Origin of the sequence: Streptomyces sp. Tue6028 (assembly GCF_002300165.1) — a bacterium.
GTDB lineage: Bacteria > Actinomycetota > Actinomycetes > Streptomycetales > Streptomycetaceae > Streptomyces > Streptomyces siamensis.
In genome coordinates this window covers 216,973-242,371 of sequence record NZ_MLCE01000032.1, presented here as the reverse complement: position 1 = coordinate 242,371, position 25,399 = coordinate 216,973, and the positions used below count along the sequence as shown (strand labels likewise).

25 protein-coding genes are annotated in these 25,399 nt (G+C 73.9%); 9 read left to right on the top strand and 16 right to left on the bottom strand.

Translation table 11 applies throughout. The features are described 5' to 3' along the window. Positions 1-12: 12 nt before the first annotated feature. Entirely contained in the window at positions 13-408 is a 396-nt protein-coding gene (locus tag BKI49_RS31155; protein ID WP_028801830.1) for a hypothetical protein, read from the bottom strand. Positions 409-681: 273 nt separating this feature from the next. On the opposite strand from BKI49_RS31155, the gene BKI49_RS31150 reads away from it, so the two are divergent. Further along, positions 682-1,455 carry an MBL fold metallo-hydrolase gene (locus BKI49_RS31150; protein ID WP_095937615.1) on the top strand — a complete coding sequence of 258 codons (774 nt, stop codon included), beginning with the start codon at positions 682-684 and terminating at the stop codon, positions 1,453-1,455. A gap of 100 nt (positions 1,456-1,555) precedes the next feature. Further along, on the top strand, positions 1,556-2,179 hold the full coding sequence (locus BKI49_RS31145; protein WP_095937614.1) for a DedA family protein: 624 nt from the start codon (positions 1,556-1,558) through the stop codon (positions 2,177-2,179). Between the two features lie 137 nt (positions 2,180-2,316). Here the strand turns inward: BKI49_RS31145 and BKI49_RS31140 are convergent, their stop codons facing one another. From BKI49_RS31140 to BKI49_RS31125, 4 genes are all read right to left on the bottom strand, one after another. Then, a complete protein-coding gene (locus BKI49_RS31140) occupies positions 2,317-3,504 on the bottom strand; it encodes an MBL fold metallo-hydrolase (protein ID WP_095937651.1) in 1,188 nt (395 codons plus the stop codon). Then, positions 3,501-4,748, bottom strand: a complete 1,248-nt coding sequence (locus BKI49_RS31135) for an aminotransferase class I/II-fold pyridoxal phosphate-dependent enzyme (RefSeq protein ID WP_095937613.1) — start codon at positions 4,746-4,748, stop codon at positions 3,501-3,503. The genes BKI49_RS31140 and BKI49_RS31135 overlap by 4 nt, the downstream gene beginning before the upstream one ends. Positions 4,749-4,878: 130 nt before the next feature. Further along, a complete protein-coding gene (locus BKI49_RS31130) occupies positions 4,879-6,009 on the bottom strand; it encodes a collagen-like domain-containing protein (RefSeq protein ID WP_095937612.1) in 1,131 nt (376 codons plus the stop codon). Positions 6,010-6,213: 204 nt separating this feature from the next. Beyond that, a complete protein-coding gene (locus BKI49_RS31125; protein ID WP_095937611.1) occupies positions 6,214-6,939 on the bottom strand; it encodes an ANTAR domain-containing response regulator in 726 nt (241 codons plus the stop codon). Between the two features lie 126 nt (positions 6,940-7,065). Between BKI49_RS31125 and BKI49_RS31120 the strand changes: the two genes are divergently transcribed. Continuing rightward, on the top strand, positions 7,066-8,193 hold the full coding sequence (locus tag BKI49_RS31120) for a PAS domain-containing protein (protein WP_095937610.1): 1,128 nt from the start codon (positions 7,066-7,068) through the stop codon (positions 8,191-8,193). A gap of 15 nt (positions 8,194-8,208) precedes the next feature. On the opposite strand, the gene BKI49_RS31115 is transcribed toward BKI49_RS31120, so the two are convergent. After that, a complete protein-coding gene (locus tag BKI49_RS31115) occupies positions 8,209-9,003 on the bottom strand; it encodes an RNA polymerase sigma factor SigF (protein WP_095937609.1) in 795 nt (264 codons plus the stop codon). Between the two features lie 372 nt (positions 9,004-9,375). Between BKI49_RS31115 and BKI49_RS31110 the strand changes: the two genes are divergently transcribed. Next, positions 9,376-9,762, top strand: a complete 387-nt coding sequence (locus BKI49_RS31110) for a DUF2795 domain-containing protein (protein ID WP_095937608.1) — start codon at positions 9,376-9,378, stop codon at positions 9,760-9,762. Between the two features lie 93 nt (positions 9,763-9,855). Next, positions 9,856-10,236 (top strand): CBS domain-containing protein, encoded by a 381-nt coding sequence (locus BKI49_RS31105; RefSeq protein WP_095937607.1) that lies wholly within the window; start codon positions 9,856-9,858, stop codon positions 10,234-10,236. A 255-nt stretch (positions 10,237-10,491) separates the two neighbouring features. On the opposite strand, the gene BKI49_RS31100 is transcribed toward BKI49_RS31105, so the two are convergent. The 3 genes from BKI49_RS31100 to BKI49_RS31090 all read right to left on the bottom strand — a co-directional run bounded on the left by BKI49_RS31100 (position 10,492) and on the right by BKI49_RS31090 (position 13,195). Then, entirely contained in the window at positions 10,492-11,109 is a 618-nt protein-coding gene (locus BKI49_RS31100; RefSeq protein WP_095937606.1) for a TIGR03086 family metal-binding protein, read from the bottom strand. Between the two features lie 5 nt (positions 11,110-11,114). Then, positions 11,115-11,420, bottom strand: coding sequence for a DUF6158 family protein (locus BKI49_RS31095; RefSeq protein ID WP_095937605.1), 306 nt, complete (start codon positions 11,418-11,420; stop codon positions 11,115-11,117). 155 nt (positions 11,421-11,575) lie between these two features. Then, the gene (locus BKI49_RS31090; RefSeq protein ID WP_095937604.1) at positions 11,576-13,195 is read right to left on the bottom strand and encodes an ATP-binding cassette domain-containing protein; all 1,620 of its coding nucleotides are present in this window, start codon (positions 13,193-13,195) and stop codon (positions 11,576-11,578) included. A 380-nt stretch (positions 13,196-13,575) separates the two neighbouring features. Here BKI49_RS31090 and BKI49_RS31085 point away from each other — a divergent pair, with 380 nt between their 5' ends. From BKI49_RS31085 to BKI49_RS31075, 3 genes are all read left to right on the top strand, one after another. After that, on the top strand, positions 13,576-15,093 hold the full coding sequence (locus BKI49_RS31085; RefSeq protein WP_095937650.1) for a bifunctional phosphatase PAP2/diacylglycerol kinase family protein: 1,518 nt from the start codon (positions 13,576-13,578) through the stop codon (positions 15,091-15,093). 128 nt (positions 15,094-15,221) lie between these two features. Beyond that, positions 15,222-16,043, top strand: a complete 822-nt coding sequence (locus tag BKI49_RS31080; protein ID WP_095937603.1) for a class I SAM-dependent methyltransferase — start codon at positions 15,222-15,224, stop codon at positions 16,041-16,043. A 43-nt stretch (positions 16,044-16,086) separates the two neighbouring features. Beyond that, positions 16,087-16,257, top strand: a complete 171-nt coding sequence (locus BKI49_RS31075) for a hydrophobic protein (protein ID WP_095937602.1) — start codon at positions 16,087-16,089, stop codon at positions 16,255-16,257. Positions 16,258-16,379: 122 nt separating this feature from the next. Here the strand turns inward: BKI49_RS31075 and BKI49_RS31070 are convergent, their stop codons facing one another. The 4 genes from BKI49_RS31070 to BKI49_RS31055 form a co-directional block, all read right to left on the bottom strand. Then, positions 16,380-17,165 (bottom strand): GvpL/GvpF family gas vesicle protein, encoded by a 786-nt coding sequence (locus BKI49_RS31070; RefSeq protein ID WP_095937601.1) that lies wholly within the window; start codon positions 17,163-17,165, stop codon positions 16,380-16,382. Between the two features lie 100 nt (positions 17,166-17,265). Next, positions 17,266-19,113 carry a transketolase gene (locus tag BKI49_RS31065; protein WP_095937600.1) on the bottom strand — a complete coding sequence of 616 codons (1,848 nt, stop codon included), beginning with the start codon at positions 19,111-19,113 and terminating at the stop codon, positions 17,266-17,268. Further along, positions 19,110-20,453 (bottom strand): NAD(P)/FAD-dependent oxidoreductase, encoded by a 1,344-nt coding sequence (locus BKI49_RS31060; protein WP_095937599.1) that lies wholly within the window; start codon positions 20,451-20,453, stop codon positions 19,110-19,112. Before BKI49_RS31060 ends, BKI49_RS31065 begins: the two co-directional genes overlap by 4 nt. 179 nt (positions 20,454-20,632) lie before the next feature. Beyond that, the gene (locus tag BKI49_RS31055) at positions 20,633-21,118 is read right to left on the bottom strand and encodes a phage holin family protein (protein WP_095937598.1); all 486 of its coding nucleotides are present in this window, start codon (positions 21,116-21,118) and stop codon (positions 20,633-20,635) included. 171 nt (positions 21,119-21,289) lie between these two features. Here BKI49_RS31055 and BKI49_RS31050 point away from each other — a divergent pair, with 171 nt between their 5' ends. After that, entirely contained in the window at positions 21,290-21,640 is a 351-nt protein-coding gene (locus BKI49_RS31050) for a VOC family protein (protein WP_028801850.1), read from the top strand. A gap of 246 nt (positions 21,641-21,886) precedes the next feature. Here the strand turns inward: BKI49_RS31050 and BKI49_RS31045 are convergent, their stop codons facing one another. Genes BKI49_RS31045 through BKI49_RS31035 form a run of 3 tightly spaced genes read right to left on the bottom strand, consistent with a single transcriptional unit; the run spans position 21,887 to position 25,373 of the window. Further along, positions 21,887-23,860, bottom strand: coding sequence for a DUF5107 domain-containing protein (locus BKI49_RS31045; RefSeq protein ID WP_095937597.1), 1,974 nt, complete (start codon positions 23,858-23,860; stop codon positions 21,887-21,889). 51 nt (positions 23,861-23,911) lie between these two features. Beyond that, the gene (locus BKI49_RS31040) at positions 23,912-24,808 is read right to left on the bottom strand and encodes an arginase family protein (protein WP_095937596.1); all 897 of its coding nucleotides are present in this window, start codon (positions 24,806-24,808) and stop codon (positions 23,912-23,914) included. Positions 24,809-24,812: 4 nt separating this feature from the next. Next, a complete protein-coding gene (locus BKI49_RS31035) occupies positions 24,813-25,373 on the bottom strand; it encodes a GNAT family N-acetyltransferase (RefSeq protein WP_095937595.1) in 561 nt (186 codons plus the stop codon). Between the last annotated feature and the right edge of the window lie 26 nt (positions 25,374-25,399).

Below are 25,399 nucleotides of genomic sequence, written 5' to 3'. Positions count from 1 at the left end.
GCGGGACGCACGTCAGCGGCCGTCGTAGCCCGCCGTCGGCATCGACAGACGGCGGTGGATCCGGGCCTTCATCTGGGCGTCGTACGAGGGTTCGGCGCAGCCGACGGTCTCCACGCGCACCCCGCGGCGCACGCACTCGGCGGTGAACTCGTCGACGGAGACGAGAGCGCGCTCCAGGACCCGGCGGCTCGGTGCGACGAACAGGTCGACGAGACCCGCCTCGACGTCCTCCCACAGGGTGCGGTGATCGGTGCGCAGGCCGCCCACGAGCAGTTCCCGCGTGACCACGTAGCCCCGCTCGGCGGCCCAGCGGGCACAGATCGCGTGCTGGCTGCGGGAGTCGACCAGGAACGGGTCCGCTTCGAGCTCCTCGAGAGGGATCAGGCTGGCGATCGCCGTGACCCGCAGCGCCCGTGAGCGGTCCCGGTCGAGCGGGTGGCCCGGCGTGTGCGGACCGCGGGCACCGCTCGGTCCGAGCGGACGGTCCGGCGTGTGCGGGCCGGGGCCGCCGTGCTCCGGCGGGAACCGGCCGGCGCCGCTCTCCTCCAGCGGGAACCGGCCGGCGTGCGGGACCGAGGCACCGCGCGCGTCTCCCATGGCGTCCCCCTCACCTCCGGGTTTCGCCGCCGACCCTACTCCTGCCCGTAGGCTCGGGGGGAGTCGCGCGAAGGAGGCAAAGAAGTGCCGGTGGAGATCACCTGGTGGGGGCATGCCACCTGCACGCTGGAGGACTCCGGGACACGCGTGCTCACCGACCCCCTCTTCGCGCGCCGGCTCGCGCACCTGCGGCGCAGGCGCGGGGCGCCGCCCCCGCCCGAGGCCGCGGTCGCCGACGTGGCGCTCGTCTCCCATCTGCACGCCGACCATCTGCATCTGCCGTCGCTCGCGCTGCTCGCGCCCGGCACCCGGCTGCTCGTGCCCGAGGGCGCGCCGCGCGCGGTGCCCGGGCTGCGCCGGCTGCGTCATCTGCTGCTCACGGAGGTGGCGCCCGGCGACCGGATCCAGGTCGGTGACCTGGTCGTACGGGCCGTCCCGGCACGGCACGACGGACGCAGGCTCCCGGTCGGACCGCACCGCTCCCCCGCCCTCGGATACGTGGTCGAGGGTGAGGCGCGCACGTACTTCGCCGGGGACACCGGCCTGTTCCCGTCGATGGCGGAGGAGGTCGGGCCGGTCGACGTGGCGCTGCTGCCGGTGGGCGGCTGGGGTCCGTACCTCGGTGAGGGCCACCTCGACGCGGGGCGGGCCGCGCAGGCGCTCGCCCGGTTGTCGCCGCGCAGCGCGGTGCCGGTGCACTACGGCACGTACTGGCCGATCGGGATGGACGCCGTGCGCCCCCATGAATTCCATGCGCCGGGCGAGGAGTTCGTGCGCCTCGCGGCCGAGCACGCGCCCCTGGTCTCGGTGCACCGGCTCGGTCACGGCGAGAGCGTCCGTCCGGAGGTCGCGCGGTGACCGCGATGACGGCGATGACGGCGATGACGGCGACGGAGCTGTCCCGGGGCACGGTGCGCGGCCCGGGACGCGGCGACGGCGCACGACCGGGGGTCGATCGGTGATATCCCTGTCCGCCGCGGCCACCAGCGTGTCGCCCGAGTCGACCCAGCAGGCCATCGGTTACCCCACGCTGTTCCTGCTCGTCCTGGTGGGCGCGCTCGTCCCGGTGGTGCCCACGGGAGCGCTGGTGAGTTCGGCGGCCGTGGTGGCCTTCCACCAGACGGCGCCGTTCGCGCTGCTGATGGTCTTCGCCGTCGCGTCGCTCGCGGCCTTCCTCGGGGACGTCGCGCTGTACTGGCTCGGCCAGCGCGGCATGCGGTCCAAGAACGGCTCCCGGTGGCTGGCCACGCTGCGCGACCGCGCCCCCGAGGAACGCCTCGGCCAGGCGCAGGAGAAGCTGAACGACCACGGCATCGCCGTCCTCGTGCTGTCCCGTCTCGTCCCGGCGGGCCGTATCCCGGTGATGCTGGCCTGCCTGCTCGCGAAGATGCCGCTGCGCACCTTCGCCCGCGGCGACGTGCCCGCCTGCCTGGCCTGGGCGGTGACGTACCAGCTGATCGGCATACTCGGCGGTTCGCTGTTCAGCGAGCCGTGGGAGGGCGTGGTCGCGGCGGTCGCGGTGACGCTGGCGATCAGTGCCGCGCCGAGCCTGTGGCGCAGGGTGCGGAAGCCGGCCACGTAGACCGGGGCCGCTTCCGCGGGGCCCGCGAGCGCTTCCGCGGGGGCGGACCGGGCCCGGCGTCCGCGAGCGCGCAGGGGCCCCGTTGTCGCCGGGGCGCGCAGGATCCCCGGCGTCCGCACGGACGCGGGGCCGGTGGCTCAGTCGGGGACGCGGGAGGCCGCGAGCACGCGTGAGGCCCCGACCGGCAGGTCCCACAGGTCCTCCCGGGGCAGCCCTTCCTTCTCCCAGGCCGCCCGCACCCGCGTCAGCGGCTCCAGGACGGGCTCGGCGGACAGGACGAACGTGCCCCAGTGCATGGGCGCCATGCGGCGGGCGCCGAGATCCACCGCCGCGCGGACCGCCTCCTCGGGGTCGCAGTGCACGTCGCTGAGCCACCAGCGGGGGTCGTACGCCCCGATGGGCAGGAGGGCCAGGTCGATGCCCGGGTAGAGTTCGCCGATCCGGGAGAACCAGTGGCCGTAACCGGTGTCCCCGGCGAAGTACACGCGCCGGCCGTCGGGCGCGGTCAGGACCCAGCCGCCCCACAGCGTGCGGCAGGTGTCCGCGAGGCTGCGCTTGGACCAGTGGTGCGCGGGGACGAAGTCGAAGCGGACTCCGCGCAGTTCGGCCGCCTCCCACCAGTCGAGCTCGGTGACCTGGCCGAACCGGCGGCGCCTGAACCAGCCGCCGAGCCCGGCCGGTGCGAACACGCGTGTCTCGCGCGGGAGTCGGCGCAGGGTCGGCGCGTCCAGATGGTCGTAGTGGTTGTGGCTGATCACCACCGCGTCGATCCGCGGCAGCGCGCTCCAGGCCACGCCGACCGGGGTGATCCGGGCCGGGGTGCCGAGGATCTTGCGCGACCACACCGGGTCGGTGAGGACGGTGAGCCCACCGATCCGCACCACCCAGCTCGCGTGCCCCGCCCAGGAGACGGCGACCGTACGGGCGTCGACACGGGGCAACGGCCCCGGCTCGTAGGGCAGTCGCGGAATGTCGGCCAGCCCCGCGGTCCCGGGGCGCAGCGCCCCCTCGCGCGCGAACCGGGCGAGGGCCCTCAGCCCCGGCAGCGGCGCGGTGAGCCGGTCCGCGAAGGACCGTGGCCAGCGCCGCTTCTCGCCGAGCGGGCGGGGCTCGGCGAGGGGCCGGGGACCGGCGAGGGGACCGGGGGCGGCAGCGGGACGGGAATCGGCGAGAGGACGGGCGTCGACGAGGGGGCCGGCCTCGGCCGGCGCGGCGAGGGGAAGGGGTGAGGACACGTGCCCGGCCGCCGCCGGGCTCGCACAGGACGCCGGATCGTCGGCGTCCTCGGTGGTCGTGCTCGTGGTCGACTCGGACTGCTGCGTCATCGAGGAGGCTCCCATCGCTGAGCTTCGTCGCGGAGATCGTCGAAGGCAGACCCCAACAGGGTCAACGCCTGTTGCACATGCGGCAGTTCCAACGGTGAGGGGGCGGTGAGGCATTCCTCCCGCTCCTCGTCCGTGGTGCCGAGCAGCGGCCCCGTGCCCAGGCGTACGCGCAGCGCGGCGAGGTCGTCGCCGAACCGATGGCCGCCCGGCGCGGGCATCCCGAGCCGGGCGGTGAGGAAGTCCTCCAGGTCCTGGGCGTCGCCCACACCGTGCGCGCCGAGCGCGGTGCGGAAGGGGCCGAGGTCCGCGTACAGGTGTCTGCCCGCCTGCGGGGGCCGCGCGAGCGCGCCCGCGCCGACCACCGCGCGGTGCGCGGCCCGGGCCACCTCCGCGTGCAGGCGTACGGCAGCCGCGAGCCGCTCCGTGACCACCTCCGGCTCGCCGAGTGCGTACGTGGCTGCCGCGGCGACCGGTTCCGCGACGCGCGCCCCGAGCACGGTGAGCACGTCGAGGACCTGCGAACGCAGCCGCGCCCCCGGGTCGTTGTCGGGGAACCGGGCGACGGCGGCCGGCCAGCCCTGCGGCAGGAACGGGCCCGCGAGGTCGGTGAGGACGGTGACCCGGTCGGGGAGCATCTCGGCCGGACTGAGCAGCACGGTGTCGTGCGCCCGGTGCACGGTGTCGCGCCACGTCTCGTCGCTGACGACGTGCAGCCCCTCGCCCGCCGCCGCCTCCACGGTCTCGTGCACCAGTTCGGGGGGTGCGACGGTGGCGGTGGGGTCGTCGGCCACCGAGAGGACGACCAGGCGCGGATCGCCGCCCTCCGTGCGGATCCGGCGGACGGTCTCCAGGAGGGCGTACGGGTCCGGGACGCCGCCGCACTCGGCGGGTGTCGCCACATGGAAGACGGACCGTCCCAGCAGGCGGGCCTGCGGCTCCCACCACGCGGCGCAGGGACGGGGCACCAGGACGTCGCCGCCGAGCGCGCCGGTCAGGGCGAGGAGCAGCGCGGGAGCGCCGGGAGCGGCGGCCACCAGGTCGGCCGTCGCGGGCAGTCCGCGGCGGTTCCAGTAGCCGCAGGCCGCTGCGAGGAGTTCGGGTCCGCCGCCGCAGGGCTCGGCGCCGGCCGGGCCGGCGGCAGCGGCGAGCACGGAGCCGAGGGCGGGCAGCACGGGCAGGCCCTGGCCGGGCAGCGGCGGGCCGTAGCGGACCGGGCCGTGGTCTTCCGGATCCGTCCGCCGCATGAGTGCCTCCGCGCAGTCCGTGGTGCCGTGCCCTGTCCGGGTTCCCGTCCCGGCACGGCCCTCGGCCGTCTGCGTACCCACGGTGCCACCGCCCCATGGGCACCCGGCCGGGCCGGGCCCCGCCGCGGTGTCAGCGCCCCCAGGTCCTGCGCCGGCGGCGCAGGCGGTGCACCGCAGCTCCCACGGCCCCGGCGATGAGGACGCTCCCGCAGATCAGGGCGGGGACGGAGTCGGTGAAGGTGCCGCCCGAACCGGCGTCCACCCCGCGCTGGACGGCCGCGGCGCCGTACTCGTCGGTGCCGTGTTCCCCGCCGGTGCCGTCCTCCCCCGTCTTCCCGTGGTCCTCGGCGCCGCCCTCGTCCTCGGCCTTCCCGTGTTCGCCACCGGTGCCCCGGGCCACGGAGTAGGAGGCGCTCCAGGGCTTGGACCGGCCGCCGGCCTCGGCGGGGCAGGCACCGTCGACACCCCACTTGGAGTCGGCGTCGGAGGCGCTGCCCCCGGTCGGGATGCGGGCCGTGCCGCGGTACGAGACGGCCGTGGCGCCACCGGGATCGGCCACACCGGCCGTGCCTGCGGGGTCCGTCAGACCGGACGTACCACCGGGGTCCGTCAGGCCGTTGGTACCACCGGGGTCCGTCTGGCCGTTGGTACCACCGGGGTCCGTCAGACCGGACGTGCCTCCGGGATCCGTCAGGCCCGTCCCGGTACCCGGGTCCGTCAGTCCCGCCGAACCGTCCGGGTCCGTCAGACCCGCCGAACCGTCCGGGTCCGTCAGACCCGCCGAACCGTCGAGGTCCGTCAGACCCGCCGAGCCGTCAGGTTCTGTGAGACCCGCCGAGCCGTCGGGATCGGTCTGCCCGGTCACGCCTCCCGGATCCGTGAGACCCGCCGCGCCACCGGGATCCGTGACACCGGGTGTGCCCGGCGCCTGCGTCGGACCGGGCACGCCACCCGGATCGGTGGTGCCCGACGTCGTTCCCGCACCCGGTGCGCTCTGTGGACCCCCCGCTCCGGTCGCGCCGTCCTGGACGCGGTGCAGCTGGATCTTGCCCTCCTCGAACCCCTTCGAGGTGGCGTCGATGGACTCCGGCGGGGCACCGGTGAGCTCGTCGCAGGTCACGGAGATGGTCACGGTGCCGCCGGGTTCCACGGACCCCGGGCTGACCTTCGCGTCCGGATCCGCGGACGCGGCCGACGCGGAGGCACCCAGGGCGGCACCGGCCAGGGCGAGGGCGGACAGGGCACGGGCGGTGCGGCGCATGGAGGGGGCTCCTTCGGCAGGGCGGTTTCCCGAGGAGCACGGCCGTCGCGCTCCTCGGGCCCATCACAGCCCGCCCCGCTGCGGGGCGCGCGCGGCCGGACACCATTCGCGGGAAAACGGGCGTCCGAGCGGGTGACACCGCACGGCCCGCCCGGTGTCCGCCGGCGCCGCGCGGGACAGCCGCCGGCCGGCGCCCGCGGCCGCTCAGCCGGACAGGGAGAGCAGCTCCCGCTCCAGCCCGCGGCCACGTCTGTCCACGACGGCGCCGGCGACGTCGGTGAGTTTCCGGTTGGTGCCCTGCGAGATCCGGCGCAGCACCGCGAAGGCCCGGTCCGCGTCGCAGCCGAGGGCGTGCATGACGATGCCGCAGGCCTGGTCGACGACGGGCCGGGAGCGCAGCGCCGCGCCCAGCTGGTCCAGTTCGGTGAGGGCGGCACGGTAGGAGAGGTCGCGGACCAGACAGCTCGCGGCGAGGTCGCCGAGCGCGCGGGCGGGGCCGTGCGGAGCGTCCTTCAGGGCGCCGGGCCGGAAGCTGTAGAGGCTGAGGGTGACGGTCAGCCCGGACCGCCGGAAGGGGATGGTGACGCTGGAGCGGACGCCCGAGTCGAGGGCCATCGCCCGGTACTCCGGCCAGCGCTCCTCGACGAGCAGGTCGGCCGAGTCGACGGGTCCACCGCGTTCCACGGCGGCCGGGATCGGTCCGTCGCCGGACCGAAGCTGCACCGACACGAGCCCGGCCAGATCGGGGTGGGTCACCGCGGCGGGGCGCTCCGCGCCGCCGCGGGACACCGTGCTGCTCGCGCCGCAGCAGTCGACGGTGCAGCGCGCGGCCTGCTCGGCGAGTTCCGACAACCGGCGTCCCGGATGGGCCGAGTCGGGTGACTCCGCGCCCAGTACGCCGAGTTGACCGTTCTCCGGCGTGATCGGCATGATCGCCTCCTCCGCTCCATCCGCTCCTCTCCCTCGGCGCCTTCCCGCTCACCTGCGCGGAAAACGGGCCCTGCGGGTTCTCCCCCCGGCCCACCCGGAACGGCGGGTTCGGGTTACGTTCGTCGCATGGCGGAGACGGGCGAATTCGGTGAACAACTCGCGGATTTCGTGCGCCGTGTCGCGGAGTTGAAGGCGGCGCGGTCCGTTCCGGCCGGCGACCTGCCGACCGTGCTGGACGCGGCGCTCTTCGAACTCGACCATGTGGTGGACCGGTTGTGGCCGTGGTTCCAGCGGCTGTCCTCGGACGGCGTGACCGCCATGGCCTCGGTGGACCGTCAGGAGCAGCAACTCCTCAAGGCGCTCTTCCAGCGGGTGCCGGTGCCCGTCGCGCTCGTGGACCGCGAGACGGTGGTGCGCAGACTGAACTTCGCCGCGACCGCGCTCGCCGGTGTCCGCGCCGGTTACGCGACCGGCCGGCCGCTGACCGGGTTCCTGGCGCACGCCGACCGGGCCGCGTTCCGTTCGCAGGCGGCGGCGGTGGCGCGCGGCGAGGGCGACCGCGGCCTCACCGTGCACCTCCAGCAGGAGCCGTCGGTGCCGGTGCGGGCGACGCTCACCGCGCTGCGCCCCGGCGGGGAGCCCCGGACCGCCGTGCTCGTCGTGCTGCAGCCCGCGGACGACCTGGTGCCGTCGGGGCGGGACGCGCCCGGCCCCGCGGTGCCGAGTCTGTCCGAGACCACCCGGCGGGCGGCGCTGATGGACCTGGTGGACGCCATGGCCACGGCGTTGCTGAGCCTGCCCGACGAGGGCGCCGCACCGGCCCTCGAACGCGCGGCGGGGGTGCTGCACGGGCGGTTCGCGGACTGGGTGGTGGCCGACTCGGGCGCCGCGCGCCTGACCCGTACAGCGGTCCTGGGACCGGCGCAGTGCGCCGAGGAGGTGGCGGCCCTGGCCGGGCAGGATCCCGCCGCGTGCCCCCTCGTGGTCGAGGCGGCGCGCGGCGGTTCGACGGCACTTCAGGTGCGGCCCGAGGACCCGGAGGCCTTCGGCCGTGACGCCTCCGGCGCGCCGGTCCTCGTACGCGCGAACGTGACGTCGTTGCTGTGCGTGCCGCTGACCGGCGCGTCAGGGACCGTGCACGGCGTGCTGACGCTGTTCAGGAGCGGGACCGGGCCGGCGTTCTCCATGGCGGAGGCACAGGCCGTGGACATGATGTCGCGTCACATAGCCCTGGCCATGGCGCGGTTGAACTGACCGGCGGCCCGCGGGCTACGCCGCGTCGCGCATGACCTGGTCGCGCAGCCGGTCGCAGCAGCGGCTGATCAGCCGGGAGACGTGCATCTGGGAGATGCCGAGTTCGTCGGCGATGCGGCTCTGGGTCATGTCGCCGAAGAACCGCATGTAGAGGATGGCGCGTTCACGTTCGGGCAGGGCCTGGATACGGGGCTTGACGGCCTCGCGGTCGACGACGGTGTCGAGCGCCGGGTCGGCCGAGCCGAGCGTGTCGCTGAGCGAGTAGCCGTCGTCGCTGCCGGGCAGTTCGGCGTCCAGGGAGAGCGCGGTGAAGCTCTCCAGGGCCTCCAGGCCGGTCCGGACGTCGTCCTCGCTCATCCTGGCGTGCTCGGCGATCTCGGCGGTGGTGGGCCTGCGCCCCGGCACGGTCTGCGCGAGGTCCTGGCAGGCGAAGCGCACACGGTTGCGCAGGTCCTGGACCCGGCGCGGCACGTGCAGGGTCCACATGTGGTCCCGGAAGTGGCGCTTGATCTCGCCGGTGATGGTCGGCACGGCGTAGCTCTCGAAGGCGTTGCCCAGTTCTGGGTCGTAGCGGTCGACGGCCTTGACCAGGCCGAGAGCGGCGACCTGACGCAGGTCCTCGTAGCTCTCGCCCCGGCTGCGGAAACGGCCCGCGAGCCGTTCGGCCATGGGCAGCCAGGCCTCGACGATCCTCTCGCGGAGCAGGTCGTGCTCCGGGCCCGGGGAGAGCCCGGCGAGTTCGCGGAAGGCCCCGACGGTATCGGGGGCGTCGTCGTGCGGATGGTGCGTCGCGCTCGCTTTGGTTCGCATGATGCGTCGCAACTCCCTCGGGGGGTGCCTTGAGTTGGACAGTCACCGTGGGAGCGCGCCCGTGCGCCGGACGGGTACACCCGTGGCGCGGTTCGCCGCTCCCACGGACGTGCCTCCTGTCCGAAGCACTGGGGCTGCGTCTGCCCCGCCGCATGCGGGACAAACGCCCGGTCCCGCCGGGGACCACTCGCGGCCGCACGGGGGTTGAAGGTCCCGCCGCACAGGGAGCGGCCTCCCCCGTCTGCCGCGAGCGCGGCCGAACAGGCCGCTGACCAGGCCGATGTACGCGCGCGTGAACGGGCGTGCGTACGCACGTGTCGAGCGCGGGCCGACGGGTACGCGCTCACCACCCCCGAACCTCTGGAGGGACAGATGCAGCGAGGCAGTGACCGCTTGAGCGTCCACCGGGACGAGGAGATGAAGCACGAACTGCGGGACGTGCTCAGGTCCGGACACCCGACCCGGACCGACGAGTGGCACGATCCCGAGCCCGTCGCCGACGACGACCCGCCGATCACGGTCGGCCCCGTCGTGCCGAACCGGTCACCCGGCTCCCTGGAGACGCTCCGGCTGGAGCTCGCGCGGTTCCTGGGCCGGACGTCGTTCCCGGCCGGACCCCGCGAGCTGATCGGCATACTGCGCGGCAAGCACGCACCCGACAGCCTCGTCGAGGCGCTGGAACTGCTGCCGCCCGAGGAGCGCTACGGCACCGTCCACGAACTGGCCGAATCGGTCGTGGGAGCCGTCAGGACGCGTTAGCGAGGGCATGGCCGCCGGGACCGGGGGTACTGCGGGTGGCATCGTCCATCACCCGGACACCCCCGGTCCGGGACGGCAGGAAGGCCGGCAGACATGGCAGTTTTCGTCAGGGACGTCATGACGCCGGGCGTCGTCGCGGTCCGCCCGGACGCCTCACTGGTGGAGGCGGCCCAGCTGATGCGCGCCCAGGACGTCGGTGACGTCCTGGTGGCCGATCACGAACTCGTCGGGATCCTCACCGACCGCGACATCACCCTGCGCGCCGTGGCCGACGGCGCCGATCCGCTCACGGTGAGCGCGCGGGCCGTCTGCACACCGCATCCGGTGGTGGTCGGTCCGGACGACGCCCTGGTGACCGCGGTGACGCTGATGCGCGACCACGAGGTGCGGCGGCTACCGGTGGTCGAGGACGGACGCCCGGTGGGCATGGTCGCCCTCGGCGACCTCGCCGCGGCGCTCGACCAGGACGTCTAGGGGGTTTCGTTCGGATCGGGTCGGATCAGTCCGCGGCGTCCGGTGCGGTGCATCGCGAGGCGGAGGATCACCGCGTACTGGGCGTACTCGGGTGGTCCGACAACGCGGCGAGGTGCCGTGCCGGGCGACGCGGACCCGGGCCGATCCAAACGAAACCCCCCTAGGACTCGACCAGGACGTCCGGGCCACGAAGGACGCCCCCGGGCCGGTCCGTGCCCGTGGGCGTGACGCCGGGGCAGGGGACGTTCGGGAGGCTCAGGGCCGGCGCCCCAGCAGGCACAGCAGCTTCGTCTGTTGGTCCGCGCCGGGCGGCGGCTGCACCGGCTCGGCGAACAGTCCGCTCTCCGCCAACCGGGCGACGTACGGGGCCACTTCGCGCATCGTGAGGGCGACGAGGTCGGCGGGGAGCTGCTCGTCCGCGCCGATCGCGCGGGACAGGTCCCAGGCGTGCACGACGAGGTCGGCGGTCATCTGCGCGCAGTAGGCGTCGGCGCCGGTGTCGCCGTACGAGAGGTGGACCGTGCGGTCGAGGGCGCGCGGCGCGCCGAACGCCTCACGGGCGGCGTGGGCCGCCGTCTCCCAGGACGCCGCGGGGTCGGAACCGAGCATGTCGCCGTCGAAGGTGTCGCCGATCGCCTCCACGGTGGCGCCGTACCGCACCAGCGCGGGCACCCACAGCTGCTCGGAGACGAGATGGTTGACCAGGTCCCGCACCGTCCACTCCGTGCACGGCGTGCCCGCCTCCCACTGGTCCGCGCGGACCTGGCGGACCCGGTCGCCGAACAGGTCCAGGGCCTGCGTGTGCCGTGTCAGCAGGGGGTCCGGGCCCGGGGCGGCGAGCGGTCCGGTCCTGTGTTCCGTCGTGGGAGTCATACGGCTCAGGCCCCTCCGGGCGTCCGCTCGCGGGCGCCGTCGCGTGTGCGGCCCGCGACGACCCGGCGGCGCGGATGGCGGCGCAGGTACTCGCCCTCCAGCTGCGCCATGCGTTCGTTGTGGACGCGCAGGGCGTCGTTCGAGCCGTGCAGGAGCGTGTCATGGCGCGTGCGGTGGATCGTCTCCAGCTCTTTCATCAGCTGCTGGTCGTCCAGACGGCCCGGGTCGACTCCGGTCATGGTGGTACCCCGCTCGTCGTGTCCTACGGTGCGGTCCGGGTACCGGCCCGGCGAGCATGGTCCGAGCGGCATCCGGGAGGGGCCATGGAGCTCGCCTTCCTCCCTCCACCTTACGAAGATCCGCGGCCCTCGGCCTCCGTGTGCGCCGAAGGAGCGGCGCGCCGGAGGCCGGGACGAGCCCGGGCGAAAGGCCCGGGCCGGGCCCCGCACGGCCCTGGATCAGCGGCTCACCTGGCACGCTCCACGCGGCGCTCGTCCCACACCGGCTCCTGCGTCTCCCGCACCCGCCCGTCGGACCCGAAGACCAGATAGCGGTCGAAGGAGCGGGAGAACCAACGGTCGTGGGTGACCGCGAGGACCGTGCCCTCGTACGCCTCCAGCCCTTCCTGGAGGGCTTCCGCGGACTCCAGGTCGAGGTTGTCGGTCGGCTCGTCGAGCAGCAGGGCGGTGGAACCCTCCAGTTCCAGGAGCAGGATCTGGAAGCGGGCCTGCTGGCCGCCGGAGAGTCTGTCGAAGCGCTGCTCGGCCTGCGCGGTCAGCTCGTAGCGGCGCAGCCGGGACATCGCGGCGCCGCGGTCCTGGGAGTGCTCGGTCCACAGGGTGTCGAGCAGGGTGCGGCCCTCCAGCTCCGGGTGGGCGTGCGTCTGCGCGAAGTGACCGGGCACCACGCGGGCGCCGAGCTTCCACTCGCCGGTGTGGGCGACGGTGTCGCCGGCGAGCAGACGCAGGAAGTGCGACTTGCCGGAGCCGTTCGAGCCGAGGACGGCCACCCGTTCGCCGTAGAAGACCTCCAGGTCGAAGGGGTGCATGAGTCCGGTGAGCTCCAGGCCCTTGCAGGTGACGGCCCGCACGCCGGTGCGTCCGCCGTGCAGCCGCATCCGGATGTCCTGTTCGCGCGGCGGCTCCGGAGGCGGTCCGGCCTCCTCGAACTTCCGCAGCCGGGTCTGCGCGGCCTGGTAGCGGGACGCCAGCTCATGGCTGATGGACGCGGCCTGACGCAGGTTCAGTACGAGTTTCTTGAGCTGGGCGTGCTTCTCGTCCCAGCGGCGGCGCAGCTCCTCGAAGCGCGCGAACCGCTCCCGGCGGGCGTCGTGGTACGTCTCGAAGCCGCCGCCGTGCACCCAGGCGTCGGCTCCCGTGGGGCTGGGCTCGACGCTCACGATCTTCTCGGCCGCGCGGGCCAGCAGTTCCCGGTCGTGCGACACGAAAAGGACGGTCTTGCGGGTCTCCTTGAGGCGTTCCTCCAGCCAGCGCTTGCCGGGGACGTCGAGGTAGTTGTCCGGCTCGTCGAGCAGGAGCACCTCGTCGGTGCCGCGCAGCAGGGCCTCCAGCACCAGGCGCTTCTGCTCACCGCCGGACAGGGTCCGCACCAGACGCCACTGCGCCTTCTCGTACGGCACGCCGAGCGCCGCCGTGGTGCACATGTCCCAGAGGGTCTCCGACTCGTATCCGCGCACCTCGGCCCAGTCGGCGAGCGCCTGCGCGTAGCGGAGCTGGGCGGCCTCGTCGTCGACGGTCATGATCGCGTGCTCGGCGGCGTCGACGGCCCCGGCCGCCTCGCGGATCCGTGGCGGGGCCACCGACACCAGCAGGTCCCGTACGGTCGTCTCGTCCCGCACGGAGCCGACGAACTGGCGCATGACGCCCAGCCCGCCCCCCACGGTGACGGTCCCCCCGTGCGGTTTGAGCTCTCCCGAGATCAGCCGCAGCAGGGTCGTCTTGCCGGCCCCGTTGGGCCCGACCAGGGCGACGACGGCCCCTTCTCCCACCCGGAACGACACATCGCCGAGCAGCGCCCTCCCGTCGGGCAGGTAGTACTCAAGGTGCGCGGCTTCGAGGTGTCCCATGAGGAGGCATTCTCGGTGGACCCGGCGCCGCGGGGCAAACGTGTATTCGGCGCGACGCCGGACATCGCGGGAGGCGCGACGCCGGACATCGCGTGAGGTCGGGGCGCCGCGGGGTGTCCGGGGACGTCGGAGGACGTCGCGGGAGGCCCGGGCGCGCGCAGTGTCCGAGGACGTCACGGGAGCCGGGGGTGGGGCGCTGGGCGCCCGAGGGCGCCGGAAGACGTCACGGACGGCCGGGGGCGGGCGCTGGGCGCCCGAGGGCGACGGAAGACGTCACGGACGGCCGGGGTTGGGCGCTGGGCGCCCGAGGGCGCCGGAGGACGTCGCGGGAGGCCGGGGGCGAGAAATCTCCGGTCCGGGGTATGCGGAGTGCCATGACCCTGACCCCAGACGTCGACCTCACGCTCCGCCCCCCGGGCCGCCACGTCCTGCGGGACCGCCTGCTCTCCACGGACTCCGGCCTCTTCGAAGCGGTCGCGGCGCGCCACTGGCCGGGCGGCGACCGCGTGCTGCCCCGTCTGAGCCGCAGTGCGAACCACGGCGTGCTGTGGTTCGCCACGGCCGCGGCGATCGCCGCGAGCCGCACCCCGAGGGCGCGCCGGGCCGCCGTCCGGGGCCTGGCCTCGCTCACCCTCGCCTCCGCGGCCATCAACACGATCGGGAAGCGGTCGGTACGCCGCTCCCGTCCCGCCCTGGACCCCGTCCCGCTGGTGCGGCAGCTGAAGCGCCAGCCGATCACCACGTCGTTCCCGTCGGGGCACGCGGCCTCGGCCGCGGCCTTCGCGACGGGCGTCGCCCTGGAGTCCCGGGGGTGGGGCGCGGCCGTGGCTCCGCTGGCCACGGCCGTCGCGCTGTCCCGTGTCTACACGGGCGTCCACTTCCCGAGCGACGTCCTGGCGGGCGCGGCCCTGGGCGTGGGCGCCGCGTACGCCGTACGGGCCCTCGTCCCGACCCGTGACCTGGGCCGCCCGGCCGGGCGGCCCCGCGTGGGCGCGCCTGCGCTGCCCGAGGGCGAGGGTCTGGTCATGGTGGCGAACACGGGTGCGGGCACGCCGGAACGGGTCCGGGCCCTGGCCGACGTGCTGCCGAGGGCGGAGGTCGTCGAGTGCGAACCGGCCGACGTCGGGGCCGAACTGGAGAAGGCGGCGGCGCGCGCCCGGGTGCTCGGCGTGTGCGGCGGTGACGGCACCGTGAACGCCGCGGCGGAGGTCGCGCTGCGCCACGGCCTGCCGCTCGCCGTCCTGCCGGGCGGCACCCTCAACCACTTCGCGCTCGACCTCGGTGTGGAGGGCGAGCGCGATCTGAGCCGTGCCCTCCAGCGGGGCGAGGCGGTGCGGGTGGACGTGGGCCGCTTCTCGGCGGGCCGCAAGGGGGGCATCTTCCTCAACACGTTCAGCCTGGGCGTCTACCCGGAGCTGGTGCGGGAGCGTGAGCGCTGGTCGCCGCGGATCGGCGGCTGGCCCGCCGGACTGCTCGGCGCGGTGCGCGTCCTGCGCGCGGACCGCCACCCGCTGCACGCCGAACTCGGCGGCCGCAAGCACCCGTTGTGGCTGCTGTTCGCGGGCAACGGCACGTATCACCGGATGGGCCTCGCGCCGGCCCGGCGCTTCGACCTGGCGGACGGAAAGCTGGACGTGCGGGTCGTGCACGGCGGACGCCACCCGGCGATACGTCTGCTCGCCGCGGCCTTCGCGGGACCGCTGACCCGCTCCCCCGCGCACGCCGCCGTCCGGGTGCGGAACCTGCGCATCGACGGCATCGCCCCCGGCACGCTCCTCGCCCACGACGGCGAAGTCACCGAGGTGGACGGCCCGGTGACCTTGCGGAAGACGCCCGAGGCGCTGACCGTCTACTGCCCGCTCCCCTTCGACGGCCAGGAAACCGGCTCCACCGCGTGAAGACGAGATCGTCCACATAGCAAGATGTCGGTCTCATCATCCGACATGAGCGCGTACGGTGATGCCATCGCCTCGCGGGGTGCGCACGCGGCCCCGCGAGGTCCCGTACGACGCGAAGGGGAACGGTCATGTCGAAGTCGCAGGAGACCGCCGTCTACACGCACGGCCACCACGAGTCGGTGCTGCGCTCGCACACCTGGCGCACCGCCGCCAACTCGGCGGCCTACCTGCTCGGTTCGCTGAAGCCCCACATGAAGATCCTGGACATCGGCTGCGGTCCCGGCACCATCACCGCCGACCTGGCCGCACACGTCCCCGACGGACACGTCACCGGCGTGGACCACGCGCCGGGCATCCTGGACCAGGCCCGCGACCTGGCCGACGAACGCGGCCTGGACAACGTCGAGTTCGCCGTCGCGGACGTGCACGCGCTGAAGTACCCGGACGACACGTTCTGCGTGGTCCACGCCCACCAGGTACTGCAGCACGTCGGCGATCCGGTCCAGGCGCTGCGCGAGATGTACCGGGTCACCAAGCCGGGCGGCTTCATCGCGGTCCGCGACTCGGACTACTCGGCCATGACCTGGTACCCGCTGTCGCAGGGCATGGACGACTGGCTGGACCTGTACCTGCGGGTCGCCCGCGCCAACGGGGGTGAGCCGGACGCCGGACGCCGTCTCAAGTCGTGGGCACTGGCCGCCGGCATCCGGGACGTCTCGGCCTCGTCGAGCACCTGGACCTTCGCCACCGAGGACGAGCGGTCGTGGTGGAGCGGGCTGTGGGCCGACCGCACGGTGGCCTCGGCGTACGCGGAGCGGGCCACACAGGCCGGTCACGCGACGGCGGAACAGCTGCGGGCGGTGGCGGACGCCTGGCGGGAGTGGGGGCGCCAGGAGGACGGCTGGTTCTCGGTCCTGCACGGAGAAATTCTCTGCCGCAAGGAGGTCTGATTCTCCGGTTCCGGGAAACTCGGACGTGCAGGAGGTCAACACTATGGTTCCCATCCTGCTGGTACTGCTGCTGGTCCTGATTCTCTTCGGTGCCGGTTTCGCGGTGAAACTTCTCTGGTGGATAGCGCTGGTGGTGCTCGTCCTGTGGCTGCTCGGATTCCTGGTGCGCGGCACGAATGCCGGCGGCGGCAGGGGCCGGTGGTACAGGTGGTAGCCATTCCCGTCTGATTCCGTGAGCTGTCCGGAGTTCCGTGAGAGAGTTCCGGGAGAGCCAGACGAGCGGCCCGCGGACCGGTCATCCGGTCCGCGGGCCGCTCGTCTCATGCCCCGTGCAGGTCAGACGTGATGCACGGTCGTGTCGCACGCAGGCCATGCCAATTCGCCCGCGAACGCGGATTCTCCGGTGAAGGCGTAGGCCGCCCACGGGCCGGTGAATTCCACCCGCAAACCTGTCTCCTCATGCTGTGCGCGACGCACACGCTCCACGAATTCCTCCGATTTCATTCGAGGAACCAGATAGGCGGCGTCGAGCACATTCGTGCCGGACTTCCCGGAGAGCTCCACATTGCGTGGCGGATGCAAACACGCGCCCTCGGCGCGGCGCGACAGGTCGTCATGCAATTGCCGGGCGTATTCCTCGGCATTCGCCGGAACCCGGCCTTCCGCCGCCGCACCGGAAATCCCCGCGCGGTCCGGGCCGGCGCCGTCGAATGCGGCGGGCCGGCCGGTCTCCGCATAGATCCGCACGCGCCATTCCACCCGCCCCTCGATCCGGTCGAGTGCGCGCACGAACCGGTCGTGCCCTTCCTGCATCATCAGACGCACGGCGGCGTCGTCGCGGAGCACCGTGGCGAGCCGCAGGGGCAGCGGGCTGGTGACGGTGGTGAGCGCGTCGACGACGCACTCGTGGGCCAGGGCGGTCTCGCCCACCCATTCCGGATCCCGCAGATGACCGCGCAGCGGCTCCACGGCGAAGTCCTCCTCCGGGACCGTACCGACCACGGCGACCAGGTCCTCGTGCAGGACCTGGCGGGCCGGGGCTCCCGCGACACCGGTCAGCTCGGCCGACAGGGCCGCGGGGAACGGCCGGCAGATCGCGTAGACGTACCGCAGACCAGTCATGCGCTCTCCTCCTTCGGGCCCGGTCGGCGCGGCCTCGGCATCGTCCGCCCGCACGCGCCGCTCGGCATACCTTCGCGTCTTCCTCCGTCCTCGCCGCCGCTCAGCGCACCATCGCCGTCTCCACCAGGAGCCGCGCGGCCGCGGCGATCGCCTCGGCGTCGATGCCCGCGGCGTGCAGCTGCTCGCCCGGGCTCGCCGAGCCGGGCATCGTACGGACGGCGAGGCGCACCAGGCGGGGCACCGGCCGGCCGTCCAGGAAGGCGTCGAGGACCGCGTCCCCGATGCCGCCCTCCTCGCGGTGGTCCTCGACCGTGACGAGGCAGCCGGTCTGTTCGGCGGCGTCCCGCAGGGTCCGGCGGTCGACAGGCTTGACCGAGTAGAGGTCGACGACCCGCACCTGGATGCCCTCGCGGTCGAGCGCCTCCGCGGCGGCCAGCGCCTCGTGGACGGTGACACCGGCCGCGACCAGAGTCAGCCGGTCCTGGCCACTGGCGCGCAGCACCTTGCTGCCGCCGACCGGGAACTCCTCCGTGGGGCTGTAGATCACGGGGCCGGCGCCGCGCGAGGTGCGCAGATAGCGGATGCCCTGCAGGTCGGCCATGGTGGCGACGAGCTTGGCCGTCTGGTTGGCGTCGCACGGATACAGCACGGTCGTGCCGTACAGCGCGCGGAACATCGCCAGGTCCTCCAGGCCCATCTGGGAGGGCCCGTCCTGCCCGATGGCCACGCCCGCGTGCGAGCCGACCAGGTTGATGCCGGAGCCGCTGACCGCCGCCATGCGGACGAAGTCGTGGGCGCGGGTCAGGAAGGCGGCGAAGGTCGAGGCGTAGGGCACCCAGCCGCGGCTGGCCATGCCGACGGAGGTGGCGACCAGTTGCTGTTCGGCGATGTAGCACTCGAAGAAGCGGTCGGGATGCTCCTTGGCGAAGAACTCGGAGCGCGTCGAGTCGCTGACCTCGCCGTCCAGGGCCACGACGTCGCCGCGTGCGGTGCCGAGCGCGGCGAGCGCCTGCCCGTAGGCGTCCCGGGTGGCGACCTCGTCGCCGGTGTCGTACCGGGGCAGGTCGAGGTGCCCGGAGTGCGCGGCGTGCACGGTCCGTGCGGCGGGCGGCTGCTGGACCTCCACGTGCCGGTCGTGGACCCCGCCCAGCTCCGCGACGGCCTCCTCGGGGTCGGGCAGCGGCTTGCCGTGCAGGCCCTCACGGTCCTGGACGGAGGCGACGCCCTTGCCCTTGAGGGTGCGGGCGATGATCGCGGTCGGCTGTCCGGCGGTGGATACGGCCTCGCCGAAGGCGCGGTCGATCGCGTCCACGTCGTGCCCGTCGACCTCGACGGTGTGCCAGCCGAAGGCCCTGAAGCGCCGGGCGTAGGCGTCCAGGTCGTGGCCGTGCCGGGTCGGTCCGCGCTGTCCGAGGCGGTTGACGTCGAGGATCGCGACAAGATTGTCGAGGTGCTCGAATCCGGCGTGCTCGGCGGCCTCCCACACGGAGCCCTCGGCGAGTTCGCTGTCCCCGCACAGCACCCACACCCGGTAGCCGGTGTGGTCCAGCCGTTTGCCGGCGAGCGCGACGCCCACGCCGACGGGGAGCCCCTGTCCGAGGGAACCGGTGGCGGTCTCCACCCACGGCAGCCGCCGGGGCGTGGGATGGCCCTCTAGCCGGCTGCCCCGCTTGCGGAAGGTGAGGAGCTCCGGCTCGCTGATGGCCCCCGCGGCCTTGTAGGCGGAGTACAGCAGGGGCGAGGCGTGGCCCTTGGAGAGGATGAACCGGTCGTTGCCGTGATGCTGGGGGCGTTCGAAGTCGTAGCGCAGGTGGTTGGCCAGCAGTACGGCCATGAGATCGGCCGCGGACATCGAGGACGTGGGGTGCCCGGAGCCCGCGGCGGCGGCCGCGCGCACGCTGTCCACACGCAACTGACGTGCCAGCTCGTTGAGTTGACGGGTCTTCATGACGCTCCTTCCGGTCGGTCGGCGTGCTTCGCCGGTGCACCGGGCACTCGTGCCAGTTCCGGCGACGCGGTGTCCAGGGGGACGGACCACGAGCGGACCAGACCGAGCTGTACGGCCTGGCGCGGGAGTACGGCGTCCAGCAGCCAGTCGGCGGCGACGCGGACACGGTTCGCCGGCATGGCGGCGAGGTGGTAGCCCCGGGTGACCGCTCCGGCGACGGGCCCCGACAGCGGGACGCCGAGCGGGTTGGCGGCGGCCTTGGCTCCGCCGAGGTCGACGGTGAAGCCCAGGTCGCGGTGGTGGTAGGCGCGGCGGCTGCCGATGCCGAGCGAGGCGGCGACGTTGCGTCCGGCGATCCGTCCGTGCCGCCAGGCGTGCTGGGCGGTCATCGGCGTGTACTGCCCGGGCCGGTCCAGATCCGGTACGGCCGCCGCGTCCCCGCACGCGTACACCTCGGGACGGCCGGGCACCTGGAGGTACGGGTCGACGAGCAGCCGACCGTGCTCCAGGGGCCGGTCGAGTCCCGCGACCAGCGGGTCGGGGCGGACGCCGACACACCACACCAGGGTCCGGGTGTCCACGAACTCCCCGTCGCTGAGCCGGACCCCGGTGGGCGTGGCCTCCTCGACGGACGTCTGGGTGCGCACGTCGACGCCGCGCTGCCGCAGCACGCGGTCGGCGGTGCGCGAGAGCCGCTCGTCGAGTTCGGGCAGGACGCGCGGCGCGACGTCGAGGAGCAGCCAGCGGGGCCGCATGCCGTCGTACAACGGCTGTTTGCGCACCAGCGCGTCGGTGAACAGCTTTCCCTGGGCGGCGACCTCGGTGCCCGTGTAGCCGGCGCCCACCACGACGAAGGTGCAGCGTGCGGCGCAGCTCTTCGGGTCGTCGGTGGCAGCGGCGAGCTCCACCTGCCGGGTCACGTGATCCCTGAGGTAGAGCGCCTCGGGCAGGCCGCGGAAGCCGTGCGCGTACTCGGCGACGCCCGGCACGGGCAGCAGTTTGTTGACGCTGCCGACGGCGAGGACGAGGCGGTCGTAGCCGAGGGTGCCGCCGTCCCCCTCCGGGCCGGTGTAGTGCACGGTGCGGGCGTCGAGGTCGATGCCGTCGGCCTCGCCGAGCACCATGCGCACCCGCGGCAGGGTTCCGGTGAGCGAGACGGTGACGCGGCGTGGCTCCAGCACACCGGCGGCCACCTGGGGCAGCAAGGGCAGATACAGGAAGTAGTCGGTGGGGTTGAGCAGGGTGATGTCGGCCTTGTGCCGGGTCAGCCGCGACAGGACGCGGGCCGTCCGGTACCCGGCGAAGCCGGCACCGACGATCAGGATGCGGGGTCGACTCACGGTTCGCCTCCGGCGGTGTCGCTCGTACGGGCTCTTCCGCGTCCCCAGGGCGCGGGCACCCAAACACCGGCGCCCCCAGCGTCTCACCCGTGTCGTCCGGGTTCACGTCGGGAGCGCCGCGGCGACGAGTCGCCGTCACCGCAGGCGGCGTGCGGGACGGTCACCGCACGCGGTGTCCGTCACGCGCGGTGGTGGGGCGCATCCGGATAGTCCGTTCCGGGAATGTGGGGGGTGCTGCCGGGGGCGCCCGGGGGCACGGGCGGGACCGGCGGGTAGGGCATGCCGAGGCCGCTGGGCGGAGTGGCCGGGGCCGAACCGCCGACGACGTGGTCGGGATCGGTGGGCCGGTGCGCGGTGTGTCCGTGCGGGTGCGTGGACGGCCGGGCCATGCCGCGCAGCACGAAGGCCGCCACCCCGAGCAGTGCCGCGGTGATCAGGGCGGCGGCCCAGCCGGGCAGCCCCGCGGCGAGGCCCAGCCCGATGGCCAGAGCCACCGCGGCGCCCGCGTACAGGGCCAGGGCGCCGGACGCCGCGTACAGCGTGGCCGTGCGGCGCTGTTTGCGGGTCTGTTCGCGCAGCTCGTCCCGTACGGTCTCGCGGGCCACCTGCGCCAGCTCGTCGACGAGGTCCTTGTCCAGGTGTTCCAGATGATCCAAGCGTTCCATGGCCGCCGAGTACCCGGCCCGGCAGAGGCGTAACGCGAGGTCGGCGGCCGGTCCGGGGAAGGACCCGGGCGGCTGCGCGCTCCAGCGGACGGGCGGGTGCGGTGCTCCCGCGGCGTGCGGGATCCGTGCGAAACGATCTCCCGTCCGGGCGGCCCCAACTAGGCTCCTCCCATGGAGATTCTGGGAGCCACGCTGCGTATCTGCGTCGACGACCTGGAGGCCTCGGTCCCGTTCTACGAGAGACTCGCCGGCGGGAGCGCGCTCCGCTTCGAACGCGGCGGTGTCTCCGTGGCCGCGGTCGGGTGCTTCCTGCTGATGAGCGGGCCCGAGGCCGAGCTGGAGGTCCTGCGCAAGGTCGCCGCCACCATCGCCGTCAAGGACGTCGACGAGGCCCACCGTGTCCTCACCGACTCGGGCGCGCACGTGCTCGCGGGTCCCGTCGCCACTCCGGCGGGCCGCAATCTGATCGCCATGCACCCGGACGGATCGGTGTACGAGTACGTGGACCGCCGAGCGGAGTAGCCGTCCGGAACGGGTCCGGCCGGCCCCGGGGGCTCCGGAGCGGCTCCGGCCGGCCCCACCGCGGCTCCGGAGCGGATCCGGCCGCCCCCACCGCGGCTCCGGTGCGGGTCCGACCGCCCCCACCGCGGCTCCGGTGCGGGTCCAACCGGCCCCACCGCGGCTCCGGTGCGGGTCCGACCGGCCCCACGGGGGCTCCGGTACTGACGGAGCCCCCGGCGGAGATCCGGGGCGCGCGCCTCCGGCCGTTCAGTCCGTGGGCGGCCGCATGCGGAACTCGTACCGCGCCGGCAGCGGATCGTCGGTCAGGCGGGCCCACACCTGGGACATCACCTCGGCGCCCTCCCGCAGGTCGGCCACCTCGAACCCCTCGTCGAAGACGGCGCGGGCCGCGGGCACGTCCCCCTCGGCGAGCAGCAGCTGCGCCTCGATCAGACGGAACCTGCCCCGCGCGCGGGTGCCGGACCCGAGCCGCTCCCACACGGACCGCGCCTGACGGGTCCGCCGAACCGCGAGGAGCGCCTCCACGGCCTCCCGCCCCAGCGCGGTCGTCACCGCGGTCCACACCTCCCCGGAGTCCCGCCGCTCGCGGCACAGGTCGTCGAACGCCTCGACGTACCGGTCGGCGGCCCGCTCCTTGTTGCCCGCCTGCGCGTCGGCGACGGCCAGACAGCGGAGCAAGGGCCACAGGGACGGGGCGAGTTCGAGGGCACGCTCCCAACTGCGCACGGCCTGCGCCGAGTCGCCGGCGTGCCACTGGGCCACCCCGAGGTGGTACTCGGCCAGCGGCACGGCCGGAGCCGTCTCCAGCATGTCCCGCCAGTGCGGGGCGACCAGCGTCTCACCGGGCGGCCCGACCCGCCGGGGCTCGGGAAACGCTCCGGTGCGCAGGAGTTCGAGCCAGGGGGCCTGCGCCTCGCCGAGCGTGGACTCCTCGAACGGCGTGCCGGGCAGCTTGTGGGCGGACCGCAGGACCTCCAGCGCTCCCCAGCCCGATCCGACGGCGAGCACCTCGCCGGGGTCGGTGTCGGCGTGCGGCAGCCAGGCGGCGTACGCGGCGTCGACGTCCCGGCGCGGCAGGACGTCCTCCAGCCGGGACTCGGCCTCCGCACGCGCCGCCGCCCAGTCCTCGCCGTGCGCCGCTTCGGCTCCCACGGTCAGCGGCCCGTAGGCCTCCAGCCAGGAGAACTCGCTCTCCGCCTCCAGCCGTACGTGTTCGAGCTGCGTGCGCGCCAGTCCGGCCTGGATCTCGCAGTAGCCGCCGGTCCCGGGCTCGGTGAGCCACTCCTGCCAGCGCCGCCCGCCCGGTCCCGAGCCCCACACGAACAGCTTGCGTCCGCGCAGCAGGTCGGTCGAGGTCTGCACGAGCGCGTCGCCCGCCTCGTCGACCGCCGCGATCCAGCGGCGCTGCCCGTCGGGCACCTCGTAGAAGAAGTCGGCCGGGAAGTGGCTGTTGAGCGGGTACGTCCGGTCGGCGTCGTCGTACGACGGCACCGGTATGCGCCGCAGCCGGCGCTCGTACCCGAAGTGCCAGGCCTCGTCGGCCGGCGCCAGGACCCTGCGCTCCTCGGGGACCGCGATGTTGGACCACCAGTACACGGGCGCGGGCCGCTCGTGCGGATTGCGCACGCGGACGCCGACGTACAGGAAGTCGGAGCCGTCCGGCAGCCACAGATCGACCTGGAAGGGGAGGTCCCGCAGTCGCTCCCACTCCCACAGGCGCAGCATCTCGCCGCCGTCGGGGGCGGGCACGCGGGCGGCGTGGAGGGGTGAGCAGGACAGGGTGGTGTGGCCGGTGGCGCCGATGTTCCACTCGATGCCGCCGGAGAACCAGGCGCCGTTGAGGGCGAAGCAGGCGGGCTGCACCACCGGGTTGCGGTAGAGGAGTTCACGCTCGGTGGGTTTGTGCAGGAGCGAGACGATCCGGCCGCCGAGGCCGGGCAGCACGGTGGCGCGCAGCCGGTCGTTCTCGATGACGACGGCGTCGAGTTCGCGGGGCGCGCGCGCCCTGCCGTATCCGTCCCGGATGCGCTCCGGCAGGACGCTGTGCAGGGGCTCGTAGCCGATCTGCCGGGCCATGTCGCGCGGCAGGCCCTCGCGGTCCCGCTCGTCGATGCGATGCGCCTCGTCGAGGGTCAGCAGCGGAGGCAGCGGATTGCTGGGACCCAGGTCCGCCGCCGGGAGCGTCAGTACGTCACGTCGGATCGTCGTCACGATGACCATGGAACATGGTCCTGCGGGAAGTGACCAGGGGCTGTGCTCGCAAGAATGCGGTCAGGATTCCGCAAAGGCGGCGACGACGATGTCGGCGAGCAACTGCCCCGCCGTGCCGTCCGGGTCCAGGTCGGGGTCGTAGATGGTGACGTTGAGGCCGACGCAGTGCGGGGAGCGCACCAAGGGGCGCAGCAGGGCGAGGAGTTCGTCGGGGAGCAGTCCGTCGGGGTCGGGGCTGTCCACGGCGGGCATCACCGACGGGTCGAGGCAGTCGGCGTCGAGGTGCACCCAGAAGCCGTCGAGGTGCGGCTGTTCGAGGGTCTGCACGGTGGCCCGCGCGAGGGCGTCGGCACCCCACTCGCGCAGTTCTCCGACGGTCACCGAAGGGATCTTCAGCGCGGCGAGCTCGTCCCGCTCGGTGTCGTAGTCGCGGATGCCGAAGAGCCGTACGTCCTCGTCGCGCAGATAGGGCCGCAGCCCCTCCAGGTCGGTCAGGTCGTCCTGGCCCCGGCCGGTGGCCAGGGCGAGTTCCTCGCCGCCCGCGGCGCCGATCCGGTCGGAGTTGCCGGGGTGGCGGAAGTCCGCGGATCCGTCGACGGCGGCGAGTCCGTAGCGGCCGATGCGGCGCAGCGCGAGCGACGCGCCCAGCTGGATGGAGCAGTCGCCGCCCAGGACGACGGGCAGGTCACCGGCGCGGACATGGTGCTCGACGCGGTCGGCGAGCTTGACGGTGTACGCGGCGATGGCGGCGGCGTTGAAGACGCCGTCGCCCTCCTGCCAGTCGCCCCGGTCGTAGCGCGGCGGGACGACGACACCGCCCTCCAGGGCGCCGAGCCGCTGCACGATGCGCTGCTCGCGCAGGGCGCCGGCGAGCTTGTAGCAGCCGGGGACGGTGCCCGGCGCCGGGGGCCGCAGGCCCAGGTTGGAGGGCGCGTCGAGGACCACGATGGTGCGCATGGGCTCATCCTCTCCCGGCGTCCGCCGGGCGGGAAGAGACCATCTCCGCCGTGATCGCCCAGCGCTCGTGGTCCCGCCAGACCCCGTCGATGCGGATGAAGTCCGGCGAGAAGCCCTCCAGTCGGAAACCGCACTTCCGGGCGAGCGCGAGGGAGCCGGCGTTGCCCGGCTGCGCGTTGATCTCCAGTCGGTGCAGCCCCATCGCGCCGAAGGCGTACCGCACGACGAGGTCGAGCCCCTCGGCCATCAGCCCGCGGCCCGCGGCGTGCGCGAAGGCGCCGTACCCCAGCGCGCCGCACAGGAAGCCGCCCTCGACGATGTTGTTGATGTTGATGAACCCGGCGATGCCCCCGTGGTCGCGTTCGCAGACGAGGAAGCCGGCCTTCGTCGGATCGTCGATGAGCCGTCCCGCGTACCGGGCGTAGGCGTCGGCGCTGTCGGGCGGGAAGAGCCAGGGCTGGTGCAGTTCCTTGCTCTCGCGGGCCCGGGCGGTGAACTCCGCGCCGTCCTCGTGGGTGAAGTGGCGTATGCCCACACGAGGGCCTTCGGCGAGGTAGTCAGGCATTCCGCCACCTTACGCGAACGGGTGTT

Bases quoted from the DNA above. Each gene is read 5' to 3' on its own strand.
- BKI49_RS31140 (WP_095937651.1), bottom strand. From the start codon at position 3,504: ATGACGCAGCAGTCCGAGTCGACCACGAGCACGACCACCGAGGACGCC.
- BKI49_RS31135 (WP_095937613.1), bottom strand. From the start codon at position 4,748: ATGCGGCGGACGGATCCGGAAGACCACGGCCCGGTCCGCTACGGCCCG.
- BKI49_RS31130 (WP_095937612.1), bottom strand. From the start codon at position 6,009: ATGCGCCGCACCGCCCGTGCCCTGTCCGCCCTCGCCCTGGCCGGTGCC.
- BKI49_RS31125 (WP_095937611.1), bottom strand. From the start codon at position 6,939: ATGCCGATCACGCCGGAGAACGGTCAACTCGGCGTACTGGGCGCGGAG.
- BKI49_RS31120 (WP_095937610.1), top strand. From the start codon at position 7,066: ATGGCGGAGACGGGCGAATTCGGTGAACAACTCGCGGATTTCGTGCGC.
- BKI49_RS31115 (WP_095937609.1), bottom strand. From the start codon at position 9,003: ATGCGAACCAAAGCGAGCGCGACGCACCATCCGCACGACGACGCCCCC.
- BKI49_RS31110 (WP_095937608.1), top strand. From the start codon at position 9,376: ATGCAGCGAGGCAGTGACCGCTTGAGCGTCCACCGGGACGAGGAGATG.
- BKI49_RS31105 (WP_095937607.1), top strand. From the start codon at position 9,856: ATGGCAGTTTTCGTCAGGGACGTCATGACGCCGGGCGTCGTCGCGGTC.
- BKI49_RS31100 (WP_095937606.1), bottom strand. From the start codon at position 11,109: ATGACTCCCACGACGGAACACAGGACCGGACCGCTCGCCGCCCCGGGC.
- BKI49_RS31095 (WP_095937605.1), bottom strand. From the start codon at position 11,420: ATGCCGCTCGGACCATGCTCGCCGGGCCGGTACCCGGACCGCACCGTA.
- BKI49_RS31090 (WP_095937604.1), bottom strand. From the start codon at position 13,195: ATGGGACACCTCGAAGCCGCGCACCTTGAGTACTACCTGCCCGACGGG.
- BKI49_RS31080 (WP_095937603.1), top strand. From the start codon at position 15,222: ATGTCGAAGTCGCAGGAGACCGCCGTCTACACGCACGGCCACCACGAG.
- BKI49_RS31075 (WP_095937602.1), top strand. From the start codon at position 16,087: ATGGTTCCCATCCTGCTGGTACTGCTGCTGGTCCTGATTCTCTTCGGT.
- BKI49_RS31070 (WP_095937601.1), bottom strand. From the start codon at position 17,165: ATGACTGGTCTGCGGTACGTCTACGCGATCTGCCGGCCGTTCCCCGCG.
- BKI49_RS31065 (WP_095937600.1), bottom strand. From the start codon at position 19,113: ATGAAGACCCGTCAACTCAACGAGCTGGCACGTCAGTTGCGTGTGGAC.
- BKI49_RS31055 (WP_095937598.1), bottom strand. From the start codon at position 21,118: ATGGAACGCTTGGATCATCTGGAACACCTGGACAAGGACCTCGTCGAC.
- BKI49_RS31050 (WP_028801850.1), top strand. From the start codon at position 21,290: ATGGAGATTCTGGGAGCCACGCTGCGTATCTGCGTCGACGACCTGGAG.
- BKI49_RS31045 (WP_095937597.1), bottom strand. From the start codon at position 23,860: ATGGTCATCGTGACGACGATCCGACGTGACGTACTGACGCTCCCGGCG.
- BKI49_RS31040 (WP_095937596.1), bottom strand. From the start codon at position 24,808: ATGCGCACCATCGTGGTCCTCGACGCGCCCTCCAACCTGGGCCTGCGG.
- BKI49_RS31035 (WP_095937595.1), bottom strand. From the start codon at position 25,373: ATGCCTGACTACCTCGCCGAAGGCCCTCGTGTGGGCATACGCCACTTC.